Raw genomic sequence first — 14205 nt, forward strand, 5'->3', positions numbered from 1 at the left:
CAAGAGGTTGAGGTGCGAGAGACATGATCCCGGGAATGAAGCAGAGTGGCGCATGGTACCGGTTTGCGCTTCTGCTGCTCACGGCGCTTTTCGCGGTGACACTCATCGTCTCGCCCTCACGTGCCCAGAGCTACGGCGCAGACCAGGGCTTCCTCAGCCTGCCCATCGAAACGGTGGACATCGTCATCACCAACCCTTCGGGAGACCAGGCCTATAACGCCAAGGTGATCGACGGGCTCAGGCGCTATCTCGCCTTCTATCCGGGAGACCTGTTCAGCGAGAACCGCGCCGCCTTCGCCATCGCGCGGGCGCGGCGCAGCCCCGACCTCGCCGGCATCACCTATGATTACGCGCTGGGCCGCGGCGGCGGGCTCGCCGTCACCTTCCGTATCACGCTGGCCGAGGGTGCGGGCGCAGAACGCGGACGGGGTTATCTCCTGACCAGCGACAAGTCCGACCTGCCGGTGCTCTACGACCTTGACGGAACCTATGTTCGGGCGAAATTCGAGGCGCTCTCGCTCTATTACGGCAACGGCAATGCCTGGTACGGCAAGCCCGAGGACATGCTCGCCGGCAATCCGCTGGTCCAGGGAGAGCCGGCCGGCGAGGGCTACAGCGACTGGCTCGAGGGCTACGCGCATTACGGCCTCTACGGAATCACGCCGCTCACCGACAATTTCTATGTCTACGGCGGGCTGAGTGGTCTCAGTTCCGGCTCGACGGGGCGGGAGCTTTTCACCGACGAGACGCGCGGCTACACCTATTTCGAGGACGCCTATGCCGGTTTCATCACCGGCAAGACCGACGAGAAGGGAAACCGCCTCGCCTTCAACGCCAGCGCCGGGCGCCAGCGCTTCACCCTCGCCAACGCCTTCCTCATCGCCAATACCGCCGGCAACGGCGACGAGCGCGCGGCGCTGCAGGCCAATGCCCGCTGGTCGGCCGACATGGTGGCGCTGGCGCAGCTCTCCTACAACAGCACGAGGCTTGAGGCCTTCTACGTCGACCCCGACGAGCTGCCGGCGGTCGACAGCAAGACCAAGCTCGCCGGCCTCAACGTCGAGGCGCGGCCAGTGGACGGGCTTCTGGTGGCGTCGAGCTACGTCACCGGCCTCGAATCGGAATACGGCTATTTCGGACCGACCGGCAGCCAGATCGGCACGCGCGAGGGCCTCAACGTGTTCGACGCGCGCTTCACCTACAGGCCCAACCTGCCGAGCGAGCCGGGGCCGTTCCTCGGTGCCGAGGCGGCGGTCCAGACGCATCGCGACATCGACATGTTCGCGACGGCGGGCTACGCCGAGATCGGCTACAGCTTCACCGATGCCGCGTGGTCGCCCGCGATCAGCTACCGTCTCGGCTATTTTTCCGGCGACGACCCCGACACCGACACTTACGAGCGCTGGGACCCGCTGCTCTCCGGCGGCAATGGCGAGCAGTGGGTGCAGGGTGCCAACCACTTCAAGGTGGTGCAGGACAGCAATGTCATCGCCCACCGGATCCAGGGACGCCTGCGCCCCCTGCCCGCCGTCGAACTGGTGCCGCAGCTCTGGGTGTTCCAGGCGGACAGCCTCAACAACATCGGCGGCAACCCGGCGCTCAGCTTCCTCTCCGACGACGTCTACGGTTACGAGGCGAACATGACGGTGAAGTGGTTCGCCTCGCGCAACTGGTACGTCCACGGCCATGTCGCCTACACCGTGCCGGGCGAGGCCGCCGACGACGCGCTCGACGGCGAGGCCGAGGACTGGCTCAGCGTGATGCTCTTCGTCCGCTACGCGCTGTGAGGAGCAGGACGAACGCGCACTTCAATCGTAAACCAGAAAGGAACCTCTCATGGTTGCTCGTCGTGATCTGATGATGGGTGCAGCTGCAGCTGCCGCCGCTGCCACAACGACCGTCGTCAATGCCCAGGAGGCAGAGGCAAAGGACGTATCGCTCGGCCTCGATCCCTACGCCACACCCTGGGACCCTCAGGATCCGGAAATCCCCGGTCGCATGAACATCGCCCGCGTACCGGACGATTACTTCATGCCTGGACGATTTGCCGGCAAGACCGTGATCGTTACCGGAAGCGCGCGCGGCATGGGCGAGGTTGCCGCGCGACGTCTCGCCCGGGAGGGCGCCAACGTGGTTGGTGTCGACATACTGGAGAAGCTCGGCGCCTCGGTGATCGAGCAGATCAGGGCGGAGGGCGGCAAGGCGACCTTCGTCGGCGGCGACGTCTCCGAGGACAAGGTATGTGAGGAGATGGTCCGCGTCTGCGTCAAGGAATTCGGGCAGCTCGATGGGGCCATCAACAACGCCGGCGTGATGGATGCGCTCCATCCGGATGAACCGATCGACTACGTGAACCAGAAGAACCGCCTGATGGCTCGCATCACGGAAGCAGGTGACGAGTATTTCGACCGAGTCATGAAGGTGAATGTCTGGGGCGTCTTCTATTCCCTCCGCCATGAATTGCGGCAGATGCTGAAGCAGGGCACCGGTGGGTCGATCGTCAACATTGCCTCCGTGACAGGCATCCGCGGCTTCGGCGGCACCGCGCCCTACACCGCATCGAAGCATGCCGTTCAGGCGCTGACGAAGAGTGCCGCGATTGACTACGCGCCCTTCGGCATCCGTGTGAACTCGACCGGGATGGGAACGACGCTGACGCCGATGTACGAGCGGGCGATCGAGATCATCAAGCAGCGGCGGGCGGCGGGTTACAAGGACACCGGGATTGCCCTCTACAAGAGCAAGAGCCTGCTCGAATTCAGCGATCAGAAAAACAAAGGTTCCACCGCGGCCGAACAGGTGGCAGTCATGCTGTTCCTCCTGTCGCCGGAATCCTCGAACATCACCGGCTCGACCTATAACACCGACGGAGGCTTCACGATCTTCTGACGCGGCAGGCCCGGTCTCGCCTGGCATCAGGCCCGGCCGGGCGATTTCCTTGATTTTCAGACCCGGAAAGACCAGGAGGACAGGACATATGGAACGCCGTGATCTTCTCAGAGGCATTACGCTTGCAGCCGGAGCCATCGCAACCACCACCAACGTGAACTCTGCTGCGGCGCAGTCCGCGGGGCCGCCCCAGGGGAACGCCGTGGTCACCATCGCCCCGCCCGACCCAGACGCCTTCATCGCGGGGCGCTTCGCGGGCAGGACCTTCATCGTCACCGGCTCCGCCCGCGGCATGGGCGCGGCGGCGGCGAAGCGGCTGGCGCGCGAGGGCGCCAATGTGGTGGGCGTCGACTGGCTGAAGGAACTGGGCGAGGCCACTGACGCCGAGATCCGGGACGCTGGCGGGAAGAGTGTGTTCGTCCTGGGCGATGTCGGCGATGCGGCGACCGGCGAAGCCGCTGTCGAGGCGGCGGCTTCCACATTCGGCGGGCTCGACGGCGCCATCAACAATGCCGGCGTGATGGACGGCGTGTTCTCCGGCGATGCGCCGGATTACGAGGCCCAGAAGCCTCTCGTCTTCGCGCCGATCCACGAGGCGACGGAGGACTACTGGAACAAGGTGTTTCGCACCAACGCCACCGGAACATTCCTCACTCTGCGCGCCCAGCTCCGCTTCCTGGTGAAGCAGGGCCGCGGCGGATCGATCGTCAATGTCGGCTCGATCGCGGGGATGACGGGCCTTGCGGGCAACCCCGCCTATGTGGCGAGCAAGCACGCGCTGAACGGCCTCACGCGGAATGCCGCGATCGACTATGCGCCCTATGGCATCAGGGTGAACTCGGTCAACATGGCAGCGACCGACACCCCGATGATCGCCCACGCCGGGGCGATGGTGGCCGCCTCACGAAAGCAGACGACAGGGCCGACGATGGGAGCGATCAAGACCAACAGCATCCTCTCCTACACCGACACCAGCCACCGGCCGGCGACGGTCGCCGAGCAGGTCTCGATGATGCTGTTCCTGCTCTCGAACGAAGCATCGAATTTCACCGGCGGGATCTACGCCACGGACGGGGGATGGACGGCCTATTAGAGGGGTCGTGCCCGGTGGGGCGGAAGTCCGGCCAATAAGCAACAAACCTGTCGATTTTTTCGTAATCCCGGCCCGTCCTCTCCGATGAACTTCGTCGCGTCGCTTCCTTGCCGCAGTTGCGGCAGGCTTCACGCCGCTGCGGGAGCGACCAGAAAACAAGGGAGGAAATCGGGATGCTGAAAAGGGTCTTACTCGCTGCAGCGATGACGGCGAGCCTGTCGATGCCTGCGCTCGCCGCCGAGCAAATGGTCTTCACCGCCTGGGGCGGCACCACGCAGGAAGCCCAGAAGCAGGCTTTCGCGGATACGTTCACCAAGCAGACCGGCGTGGAGGTCCTGCAGGACGGCCCGACCGACTACGGCAAGCTCAAGGCGATGGTCGAGAGCGGCAACGTCACATGGGATGTGGTCGACGTCGAGATGGATTTCGCCATCGCCGCCGCCAAGGAAGGACTGCTCGAGCCCATCGACTTCGGCGTCGTCGACAAGAGCAAGATCGACCCGCGCTTCGTGGCCGACCACTTCGTGGGAAGCTTCTATTATTCCTTCGTCATCGGCTACAACAAGGACGTGCTGAAGGAGACGCCGCAGAACTGGGCCGACCTCTTCGACACGGAAAAGTTCCCCGGCAAGCGCACCTTCTACAAGTGGTCGGCACCGGGCGCCCTCGAGATCGCGCTTCTCGCCGATGGCGTGGCCCCCGACAAGCTCTACCCACTGGACCTGGACCGCGCCTTCGCCAAGCTGGACACCATCAAGAAGGACATACTCTGGTGGGGGAGCGGTGCCGAATCGCAGCAGTTCCTCGCCTCCGGCGAAGCGCCGATCGGCATGTTCTGGAACGGCCGCATCTATGCCATCCAGCAGGAGGGCGGCAATGTCGACATCGCCTGGGGCCAGAACCTCACGGCGGCCGACGTGCTCGTGGTGCCGAAGGGCTCAAAAAAGAAAGACATCGCCATGAAATTCCTGGCGAACGCCACGAGCGCCGATGTTCAGGCCGAGCTCTCGCGGCTCACCACCCTGTCGCCCATCAACGTCGACTCGAAGGGCAAGATGGACGCGGCGGCGGTCGCGGCACTCCCCGATTCGCACACCGAGGGGCAGATCAACCTGAACATGGATTACTGGGCAGAACACCGCGACGAGATCGCCAAGCGGTGGTATGACTGGCAGGCGAAGTAACGCGATGCCGGCAGGCCGTGCTTGGCCTGCCGGCCCCAAAGCGACGTGCGCATGATTGGTGTTGCGGCCAGAGACCGACGGCAGCAGGGTACCGGCTTCGCTCTGGCGCTGCCGTCGCTCCTGCTGATGCTGGTCTTCTTCATCCTGCCGGTGGCGGCACTCCTGCTGCGCAGCGTGACGGAGCCTGAACTGGGCTTGCAGAACTACCGGGAACTGCTGGCCACCAGCACCTATGCCCGCGTATTCCTGAACACCTTCCTGGTGGCGGGCATCACCACGCTCGTCACCCTGCTCATCGGTTATCCGGTGGCGTGGCTTCTCGCCATCCTTCCGCAGCGTGCGGCGGCACTGATCTTCGGCCTGATCCTGCTGTCGATGTGGACCAACCTGCTGGCCCGCACCTATGCCTGGCTGGTTCTCCTGCAGCGCACCGGGGTGATCAACCGGATGCTCATGGAGGCAGGGCTGATCGGCGAGCCGCTGCAGCTCGTCAACAATCTCACCGGCATCATCATCGGCATGGTCTACATCATGCTGCCCTTCATCATCCTTCCGCTCCATGCCTCGATGCGCGCGATCGACCCCGCGGTGCTGCAGGCTGCCGCCCTCTGCGGCGCCGGGCGCTGGCAGTCCTTCCGGCGCATCCTTCTTCCGCTCTCGGCGGGGGGTGCCGCGGCAGGCTCGCTGATGATCTTCGTCATGTCCCTCGGCTATTTCGTCACTCCGGCGCTGCTCGGCGGCGCCAACAACATGATGCTCGCCGGCATGATCGCGCAGCTCATTCAGTCGCTGCTCAACTGGGGGCTCGGTGGTGCGGCGGCGCTGGTGCTGCTGGCGGTGACACTGGCGCTGTACGGACTCCAGATCCGGCTTATGGGCAATGCTCTGGCGAGGGGGCGCTGATGCTTCTCACTTATGAACGCCTCGGCTCACTCCGGATCCTTCTCTGGGCCGTCACCCTCGCGGTGTGCGTCTTTCTTCTGGTGCCCATCGTCTTCATCATCGCGCTGTCCTTCGGCTCATCAAAGTGGCTGGTATTCCCGCCGCCCGCCTGGACGCTGCGCTGGTACGAGGCGTTGGCGGCAGATCCGCGCTGGCTGACGGCGGCCCTGACCAGCCTCAAGATCGGGCTCCTGGTGACGGTCTGCTCGGTTCTGCTTGGGCTGATGGCGAGCCTGGCCGTGATCCGTGGCAGGTTCCCGGGCCGGCAGTTCCTGAGCGCGCTCTTCCTGACGCCGATGATCCTGCCGGTGGTGGTCTTCGCCGTCGCCACCTATCTGCTATTCCTCCGGGTGGGGCTTGGCGGAACGCTGATCGGATTCGTGATCGCGCACACCGTGCTGGCCTTCCCCTTCGCCTTCATCTCGATCAACAATTCACTCGAGAGCTTCGACAAGTCGATCGAGGACGCGGCCGTTCTCTGCGGTGCGCATCCCATGATCGCGTTCCTCAAGATCACCGTGCCCTCGATCCGGTTGGGCCTCTTCTCGGCAGCACTCTTCTCCTTCCTCATCTCCTGGGACGAGGTGGTTGTCGCGATCTTCATGGCGAGCCCGGAACTGCAGACCCTGCCGGTGCTGATCTGGGCAGCGCTGCGCCAGGAACTTAGCCCGACGATCGCCGCCGCCTCGAGCCTGCTGGTGCTGATCACCTTGATCACCATCATCCTGATCGCCATGCTGCGTCGGAGATTCGCGGAATGAACGAGCCTTTCCTCACCATCCAGGACCTGCGCAAGAGTTTCGGCGAGGTGGCCGCCGTGGACGGCGTGACGCTGCAGGTGCGGAAGGGCGAGTTCCTGAGCTTCCTGGGGCCGTCGGGCTCCGGCAAGAGCACCACGCTCTATGCCGTCGCCGGGCTCGACATGCCGACCGCAGGCGACGTGCTGCTCGACGGCAAGTCGATGCTGGCCACGCCGCCCCACAAGCGGAACATCGGCATGGTGTTCCAGCGCTACACGCTGTTCCCGCACCTCAGGGTATTCGAGAACATCGCCTTTCCGCTGCGTGTTCGCGGCTGGGCCGAGAAGGACATCACGCGGCGGGTGGAAGAGATGCTGTCCCTCGTGCGGCTCGAGGGCTTCGCAGGGCGGATGCCCGCGCAGCTCTCGGGCGGGCAGCAGCAGCGCGTGGCCCTGGCCAGGGCGCTCGCCTACGACCCGCCGGTGCTGCTGATGGACGAGCCGCTCGCCGCTCTCGACAAGAAGCTGAGGGACGAGATCCAGGTCGAGATCCGGCGCATTCACCAGACGACCGGTGTCACCATCCTCTACGTGACACATGACCAGGAGGAGGCGCTGCGCCTCTCTGACCGCATCGCAGTGTTCAACCGCGGGCGGATCGAGCAGGTTGGCACCGGCCGCGAGCTCTACGGCAATCCGGCCACGCGCTTCGTCGCCGGCTTCGTGGGGGACAGCAGTTTTCTTCAGGCTGCCTCGATCGAGCCGCAGCCGGGCGGGCGCGCCTCGGCGATCATGCCGGATGGCACGCGCTTTGCGGACGTTCCCCTCCATGCCTCATCGCGGGAGGCGGAGGGCCGCTACGAACTGATGGTCCGGCCGCAGGCGATCCGCTTCGTTCGCGAGGGAGAGCTGGGGCTTGCCGTGACCATCAAGGATGTGACATTCCTCGGCGACACGGTCTCCGCCCTGCTCGCCACCGCCTGGGGCCAGGAGCTCTGGTTGCGCATGCCCGCGCAGGAGATCGGGGCACATGCTGCGGGGCAGCAGGCGCGCGTCACGTGGCGAGCGGAAGATTGCCACCTGTTCCCGGCCTGAGGCGCTATCGGTGAGGTGGTGCTGCGCTCGCGCCCCGCGCCAGGGTGAGCATGGCGAGCATCATGATCCCGCAACCTGTCGCCTGCCACACGCTGAGCGCCTCATTGAGCAGCAACAGGGCGAGGAGCGCTGCCACTGCGGGCTCGATCATCGAGGCGACGAGGCCGGGAATGGCTGAGCTGCAGCGCGCCATGCCGCTGCAATAGCAGATATAGGCGAGCGCCGTGGGCCCGAGGCCGAGATAGAGGAGAAGGCTTGCGTTCTGCCAGCTGCCGGCGGCGGCGGCGAGGACCTCGCCCACGTTGGGCACGCCGGCCGCCACGACCGCGAAGAGCACCACTGCCGCGGCGATGAGCCCCCATCCGGCGACGAGCATCGGCGAATGATCGGCAGCGAGGCTGCGGCCGGCCGCCGTCATCACCACGAAGGCGACCGAGGCCGCAGCGGAAAGCCCGAGGCCCAGAAGCGTGGAGCTGCCTGAGCCGCCCGCCAGGTCTTCGCTCACGAAAACCAGAAGCCCGCCTGCGGCCAGCGTGAAGGCAAGAAGGAGCTGCGCCGAGACGGCCTCGCTGCGCCGCGCCGCCGCCCAGCCGAGCGCGATGACCGGCGGCAGGCAAACGGTGAGGAAGACAGTTATGGTGACGCCCAGATGCTCGAAGCTCCGGAACAGGCAGAGCTGAAAGACTGCGCAGCAGAGCCCGAAGACGGCAAAGCTGGCGCCGCTGCCCCGCCGCGGCGCGATGGACTTCCGCCCGCCTGCCGCGAAGGCGATGAGCAGGATGACGGGTCCCGCCACCAGCGTGCGCACGAAGCCATAGACATCCTGAGGCAGGGCCTGATCGACGGGTACGAGTTCGCTTGCAACGCCGACCGTTGCCCACAGCACGGCCGCCAGCATCACCAGCGTGAGGCCGGAGGCGCGGTGCAGGTCGACGCGCGGGACGAAAGAAGGCCTTCCATGGGAAGTATGAGCGATCATGGCGCGCGATCCCTGCTCCGAACGGGCCTCCGCGAAATGCGTGAAGCTCGTTCAGGCTAGGAGAGGCGGCGGCGGAACGCTGTGGGAATTGCCACAGGCGAGGATGAAACCGTCTAAGGCAGGCCCATCAGTCGACGTTCAGGTTGTAGCAGTCGTAGAGGACCTTCCAGCTGTCGTTCACCTTCTTCCAGACGACGAGATATTTCGCCACGCGGAGGGTCGTGGTGTAGGGATTGTCCTTCTGCTCGAAGCGGACGATGCCGTAGTCCGTGGCGAGCTGGCCGTCCGGCGAGAAGGTGATGGTTTCCGGAATGAACTCGAGCTTCAGCCCATCGATGTCCGCCATCATCTGCTTCCACATGGCGCGCAGCGCCACCGTGCCGTGGGTCGGCGGCGTGCCTGGCCAGACGAGTGAGCCGTCGGCGGCGTAGAAGGCCACGACCGCATCGAGGTTCTTCGCGCTGGCGGCTTCGCCCCACAGCCTGTCGAGTTCGCGGATGCGCTTCTCCTCCTTGCGGAAGTCTCCATCCTCGTGGTGGTGCTTGCCGTTCATCCTGCCGTCCTCCTGTGGTTATCCAATGTTTCTGCCGCACGCGGCGGCACTCCCCCCAACCCCTCCATGAGCCGGGCGGCGGCCATGATGTCCTGTGTTCCAAAGCCCTCGCTGAACCACCCGAGGATCGGGGCGAGAATCTCCCGCGCCTCATCGCGCGCGCCATCTTGGGCGAGAAGTTCCGCCAGCGTCACTGTGCTGCGGAGTTGCCAGGATTTCGCCTCCTGTTCTTCCGCAACCGCGATGGACCGGAGGAGCAGCCGCTCGGCGCGGCCGCGGTCGCCCTCGAGGGCGGCAAGCCAGCCGCGCAAGCGCAGCACTTCCGCGAAATGGCTGCGCTCCTCGCCCTGCTCGATGCGGGCGATGCTCTGGTCCATCACGCGGGCCGCCGCCGCGCGCTCGCCGAGCCGCGCCAGCGCCTCGCCGCGGAGCGCCAGGAGATAGGCTAGCCAGATGCGGTGTCCGGTCGAGGCGAGCCGCGCCACGCTGCGCTCGATCTGCTCGGCGGCCTCGGCATGGCGCCCGGCGCGAAGCCAGGCGACACCCCGGCTGATCTCGCCCATGATCTCGAAGAACAGCGACACGCCATAGCGGCGGCCTACCGCGCTCGCCTCGTCGGCGCGCCGTTCGAGCTCCTCCGGCAGACCGAGGAAATCGAAGACCTGGGCTCCGAGCGTGAGCGAGAACGCGAGATCGAAGGGATGGCCGCGGCGGCGGGCATGCTCGTCGCGGGCATTGCTCGCCGCCACCGCCTGGTCGGGATAGCCGAGCATCCACAGGTACTGTCCGCGGTAGATGGCCTCGCCGGTGAGAGGATCGGTGTTGGTCTGCTGCACCACGTGCCAGTGCTTCTCGGGATCGTAGATGGACTTCAGCCGGTCGCCGTGGTGGCGTGCGAGGACGAGTTTGCCCTGCCAGTAGAAAGAGCCCGACAGCGCCCGGTGCGCAACGACGGAGAGATCGCCGTCACCCGACAGCTGACCGAGTTCCAGCATGCGCTCCGCCCAGTTGACCGAGAGGGCGAGCTGGTCGGTGCACATGTAGTGCACCCAGAGCGCGTTGAGGATCGGCAGATAGCTCCTGCGGTGACCGAGAGAAGAGGCAAGCGCCCAGGCCGGCTCGAGCACGGTGCTGAGTTCGGGATGGCCCCAGCCGCGCTCCGCCACCAGCACTGGCCCGAGAGCGGCACGGTAGCGGAGCTCGAGCAGGTCGCGCTCTTCACTCGCCGGAACGGCGGCGATCTGCGCGAGGCCCCTGCGGAGATGGCTCGCTGCCTCGCTGACGGCGAAGCGCTGCATCGCGATTTCCGCCGCCTTGAGCCACAGTGGCACCGCCTTCGCCTCCGCTCCCGCCGCCGAGAGATGATGGGCGACGAGCTCCGGCTGGCGCTCCGCGAGGCCCGGGTCCTGTGCGGCGAGGAGTTCGGCCACGCGATTGTGGAGGCTTTTCCTCTGGCTCAGCAGAAGCGAGTCGTAGGCGGCATCCTGCACCAGAGCATGCTTGAACACGTAAGTCCTGCCGCCGTCGCCGCGTTCCTCCATATGCGCAAGCCCGGACTCGACGAGCTGCGCCAGCCCGTTGTCGAGCTGCAAAGGGTCCTGAACGCCGAGTGCGGAGAGAAAGTCCCGGCTGAAGCTGCGGCCGACGACGGCACCGAGCTGCGCCACGCGCTTGGCCTCGGCGTGGCGGTCGAGGCGTGCGGTGAGGGAATCGCGCAGCGTGTCCGGCAGCGTGACGGCGAGGATGCCGCCTACCTGCACGTAGCGGTCGCCGGCAGCGACCAGTTGCCCCGACTCGACGAGCGTGCGTGTCATCTCTTCGAGGAACAGCGGCACGCCATCGGTTCTCTCGACGATGAGGTCCTCGAGCGAAGGTGGCAGCGATTTCTCGGCGCAGCGACGGACCATCGCGCGACTCTGCGCGGGTGTCAGCCGCGGCAGTGCAAGCAGGCTGCAACCGGGAGCACCAGCCCAGCGCGGCGTGAACTCCGGCCGGTAGGTCGCTACCACGAAGACCGGAATCTGCCTGAGGCGCGAAACCAGGAGATCGATTACCTCGCAGGTGGTGGCGTCGGCCCAGTGAAGATCCTCGAACAGCATCACGGCGGGCGCCGCCGTGGAAGCCGAGGCCACCATTGCCACAAGGACGCGCAGCGTCTCCGCCTTGGCGAGCCGGGGTGGTTCCGTGATCTCGCCGAAGCGTTGCGCAAACGGCACCGACATGAGGGCGGCGATGAAGCGCACGTCCGATGCGGGAAGGCCGTGCCGTCCGCAGACCAGATCTTCAATCCTTTGCAAGCGCTCCTCGGCGGAGGGGTTGCCGGCGAAGGCCATCACCGTCTCGAGGTGCGCGATCACCGGGTGGAGGGGCGTGGCGAGATGGAAGGGCGAGCACTGGAAACGGATGAGGCGGTTCTCGGGCGTTACGATCCGCGCGCAGATGGCGGCGGCGATGCGGCTCTTGCCGATCCCCGGCTCACCGCTGATGCCGATGATGTGGCCCTCCCGCCGCGAACGAACCTCGTTCCACAATGTGCCGAGCCTCTCCAGTTCACCATCCCGTCCGACGGGCTCCGCCGCCATCGGCGCTGCGCTGTCCGCCGGGACGAGTTCCTGCCCTTCCACCTGATAGGCGGAGACGGGCCTCGGGAAACCCTTCAGCTCCACATCGCCCAGCAGCGCATAGCGGAACGCCGGTCCGGCGACTTTCTTCACGGTGGAACTCACGGCGATGGCGCCAGGCGCGGCCACCGCCTGGAGACGCGCTGCGAGGTTCATCGCATCGCCCACTGCCATGCGCCCGCCCGCAGAGATGACGACGATACCGGTGGCGATGCCGACGCGCAGGTCGAGGGGAAAGTCGAGCCCCTTCGCGCCCTCCAGAATGTCGAGCCCGGCGCGGATGGCGCGCTCAGCCTCGCGCTCATGCGCCTGCGGATAACCGAAAAAGGCGACGATGCCATCGCCGAGGCGCTGGAAAAGGTAGCCCTCGTAGCGCGCGACGCAGATGGCGCAGAGGTTCTCGTAGCTTGTTACGACACCGGTGAGGATCTCTGGATCGAGCCGCGCGGAAAGCGCGGTATACCCCACGATATCGCAGAACAGCACGGTAAGCTGGCGGCGCTGCTCCTCCTCCATGGATCCGCCGGACTTGACCAGGCCCTTGGCTGCGGCCAGCAGCCGCTTTCGGGCGCCGAAGGGCAACCCCAGTTCCTCGAGATCGCGCTCAGTGAGGATTGCGAGCGTCGCGAGATCCACGTCGTTGCGGGAGAACAGTTCCGCGTGCTGCTCGAGGCCATGCGCGCGGAGCCAGCTGTCGAGATCGCTCATGCGGCGGCTCCGGGCCCGGCCTCGGCGGCGGGAACCAGCACACGCCTGCGGCGGAGCCACAGTGCGATGGACAGCGCCGTCTCGAAGGGCATGCGCCGCGACCAGGCTCGCGCGAGAGCGAGGAGGCTCCCCCGCGGCACGCTCGCAAGCAAGGGTGCGAGGGGTTGATGCGCCAGAAACGCAATCGGTTCTCCGAGTGAAGGATGGGTGAGCGCCTGTCTCAGTTCCACGAACTCTTCACCGAGGCAGGCGCAGTCGGCGAGTCGCGCCGCCGGGGAGAGCGCCACCACCTCCTCGGGAAAGACCTCCTCCGGCTCATCCTCCGGAACCGGCGAGGGAGTGGCGCGTGCTGTCCAGAACGGATCGCTCCGCCCCCGAGCGGCGGCGCCGTAGTGCCCGGCGGCCCAGCCCGCATGGCGCGCCGCGGCGGCGGCAAGGCTGTCGCGATAGAAGTGCAACGCATGCTGCGAGGTGGACGGCCGCCGCAGCATGGTGTTGGCGACAATGGCGCCCGACAGCGCGGTTTGGATTGCCTTCTGCACGCCACTCGAGGAGATGGGGTCGAGTGTCATTGCGGCATCGCCCAGCCGGATGACGTTCTCCGAGATCGGTTCCTGTGCCAGGTAGGGCGTGGCATCGATCGCCTGGACGGCGCTGGCAATCCGGGCATTGCTGAGCCCCTCGGCCAGTGCTGATCCTTCAATCAGCACACGATAACGGGCTTCGAGCCCCGCGGTGCCGCGAACGTGAAAATCTCCAGGCGAGACAAAGGCCTGTGCCGCGTAGCGGCCACCGGGAAGCGGAATGCCCCAGAACCAGCTGCGCTCGCCGGCGGCAACGGTGGCATGGGTAGGGAAGTCTTCGTTCCGCCAGTCGGCGAAGATGGCAAGCGTTTTTTCGCCCATGGCACGCCTTGCTACGCCGGCGAGCGCCTTGCGACCGCGGGCGTCGGCGAGGAGACCGGCACGGATCAGCTCGCGCCCGCCATCATGTGCGACGAGAACGTCCCAACCCTCTCCGGAGGACGTCCGGGACAGGATTTCCGCCGGCTGCAGCACGCGGACACCTTCGCGCGCGGCATGATCGAGAAGCAGCTGGTCGAAGCGGCCACGGTCGACGAGGAGGCCTTCCGCTTCGGCCCTCAGTCGTATGACCGCATCATCCTCCCAAAGGAGCCGCACGTCGCGCGCATGCAGAAAATTTTCCTGTTCGACCAAGGGCCAGGCACCCGTGACGGCGAGAAGATCCCTCGTACCGGGGGTGAGGGATTCGCCCAGGCGCGGGCGCGGGAACGGCAGCTGCTCGACGATCGTCACCTCGGCACCGAGCTGCGCCATGCGGGTGGCGAAGCTTGCCCCCGCAGGGCCGCCGCCGATCACGAGCACGCCCGCCATCACTCCAA

The 14205-nt window shown here is 66.2% G+C and carries 11 protein-coding genes; 7 read left to right on the plus strand and 4 right to left on the minus strand.

Going from position 1 to position 14205, the window contains the following annotated elements:
* Positions 1-23: 23 nt before the first annotated feature.
* From ACK4HL_RS11175 to ACK4HL_RS11205, 7 genes are all read left to right on the plus strand, one after another.
* On the plus strand, positions 24-1787 hold the full coding sequence (locus ACK4HL_RS11175) for an alginate export family protein (protein ID WP_409760193.1): 1764 nt from the start codon (positions 24-26) through the stop codon (positions 1785-1787).
* Between the two features lie 49 nt (positions 1788-1836).
* Positions 1837-2889, plus strand: a complete 1053-nt coding sequence (locus ACK4HL_RS11180) for an SDR family NAD(P)-dependent oxidoreductase (protein WP_409760196.1) — start codon at positions 1837-1839, stop codon at positions 2887-2889.
* Positions 2890-2977: 88 nt separating this feature from the next.
* Positions 2978-3982: an SDR family NAD(P)-dependent oxidoreductase gene (locus tag ACK4HL_RS11185; protein WP_409760199.1), complete on the plus strand. Its 1005-nt coding sequence runs from the start codon at positions 2978-2980 to the stop codon at positions 3980-3982.
* A 173-nt stretch (positions 3983-4155) separates the two neighbouring features.
* Complete coding sequence (locus ACK4HL_RS11190; RefSeq protein WP_409760202.1) at positions 4156-5166, plus strand: ABC transporter substrate-binding protein; 1011 nt, start codon at positions 4156-4158, stop codon at positions 5164-5166.
* A 51-nt stretch (positions 5167-5217) separates the two neighbouring features.
* Positions 5218-6069, plus strand: a complete 852-nt coding sequence (locus ACK4HL_RS11195) for an ABC transporter permease (protein ID WP_409760205.1) — start codon at positions 5218-5220, stop codon at positions 6067-6069.
* Positions 6069-6869: an ABC transporter permease gene (locus tag ACK4HL_RS11200; protein WP_409760208.1), complete on the plus strand. Its 801-nt coding sequence runs from the start codon at positions 6069-6071 to the stop codon at positions 6867-6869. The genes ACK4HL_RS11195 and ACK4HL_RS11200 overlap by 1 nt, the downstream gene beginning before the upstream one ends.
* Positions 6866-7942, plus strand: coding sequence for an ABC transporter ATP-binding protein (locus ACK4HL_RS11205; RefSeq protein ID WP_409760211.1), 1077 nt, complete (start codon positions 6866-6868; stop codon positions 7940-7942). The genes ACK4HL_RS11200 and ACK4HL_RS11205 overlap by 4 nt, the downstream gene beginning before the upstream one ends.
* Before the next feature lie 4 nt (positions 7943-7946).
* On the opposite strand, the gene ACK4HL_RS11210 is transcribed toward ACK4HL_RS11205, so the two are convergent.
* From ACK4HL_RS11210 to ACK4HL_RS11225, 4 genes are all read right to left on the minus strand, one after another.
* Entirely contained in the window at positions 7947-8921 is a 975-nt protein-coding gene (locus ACK4HL_RS11210) for a DMT family transporter (protein ID WP_409760214.1), read from the minus strand.
* Positions 8922-9048: 127 nt separating this feature from the next.
* Positions 9049-9474: a YybH family protein gene (locus ACK4HL_RS11215; protein ID WP_409760217.1), complete on the minus strand. Its 426-nt coding sequence runs from the start codon at positions 9472-9474 to the stop codon at positions 9049-9051.
* Entirely contained in the window at positions 9471-12803 is a 3333-nt protein-coding gene (locus ACK4HL_RS11220; RefSeq protein ID WP_409760220.1) for an AAA family ATPase, read from the minus strand. Before ACK4HL_RS11220 ends, ACK4HL_RS11215 begins: the two co-directional genes overlap by 4 nt.
* Positions 12800-14197 (minus strand): NAD(P)/FAD-dependent oxidoreductase, encoded by a 1398-nt coding sequence (locus ACK4HL_RS11225; protein ID WP_409760223.1) that lies wholly within the window; start codon positions 14195-14197, stop codon positions 12800-12802. The genes ACK4HL_RS11220 and ACK4HL_RS11225 overlap by 4 nt, the downstream gene beginning before the upstream one ends.
* Between the last annotated feature and the right edge of the window lie 8 nt (positions 14198-14205).

It is taken from the genome of Aestuariivirga sp., from assembly GCF_046294715.1.
In the GTDB taxonomy this organism is placed as follows: Bacteria; Pseudomonadota; Alphaproteobacteria; order Rhizobiales; family Aestuariivirgaceae; genus Aestuariivirga.

Bases quoted from the DNA above. Each gene is read 5' to 3' on its own strand.
- ACK4HL_RS11185 (WP_409760199.1), top strand. From the start codon at position 2,978: ATGGAACGCCGTGATCTTCTCAGAGGCATTACGCTTGCAGCCGGAGCC.
- ACK4HL_RS11210 (WP_409760214.1), bottom strand. From the start codon at position 8,921: ATGATCGCTCATACTTCCCATGGAAGGCCTTCTTTCGTCCCGCGCGTC.
- ACK4HL_RS11190 (WP_409760202.1), top strand. From the start codon at position 4,156: ATGCTGAAAAGGGTCTTACTCGCTGCAGCGATGACGGCGAGCCTGTCG.
- ACK4HL_RS11180 (WP_409760196.1), top strand. From the start codon at position 1,837: ATGGTTGCTCGTCGTGATCTGATGATGGGTGCAGCTGCAGCTGCCGCC.
- ACK4HL_RS11175 (WP_409760193.1), top strand. From the start codon at position 24: ATGATCCCGGGAATGAAGCAGAGTGGCGCATGGTACCGGTTTGCGCTT.
- ACK4HL_RS11195 (WP_409760205.1), top strand. From the start codon at position 5,218: ATGATTGGTGTTGCGGCCAGAGACCGACGGCAGCAGGGTACCGGCTTC.
- ACK4HL_RS11205 (WP_409760211.1), top strand. From the start codon at position 6,866: ATGAACGAGCCTTTCCTCACCATCCAGGACCTGCGCAAGAGTTTCGGC.
- ACK4HL_RS11225 (WP_409760223.1), bottom strand. From the start codon at position 14,197: ATGGCGGGCGTGCTCGTGATCGGCGGCGGCCCTGCGGGGGCAAGCTTC.
- ACK4HL_RS11200 (WP_409760208.1), top strand. From the start codon at position 6,069: ATGCTTCTCACTTATGAACGCCTCGGCTCACTCCGGATCCTTCTCTGG.
- ACK4HL_RS11215 (WP_409760217.1), bottom strand. From the start codon at position 9,474: ATGAACGGCAAGCACCACCACGAGGATGGAGACTTCCGCAAGGAGGAG.
- ACK4HL_RS11220 (WP_409760220.1), bottom strand. From the start codon at position 12,803: ATGAGCGATCTCGACAGCTGGCTCCGCGCGCATGGCCTCGAGCAGCAC.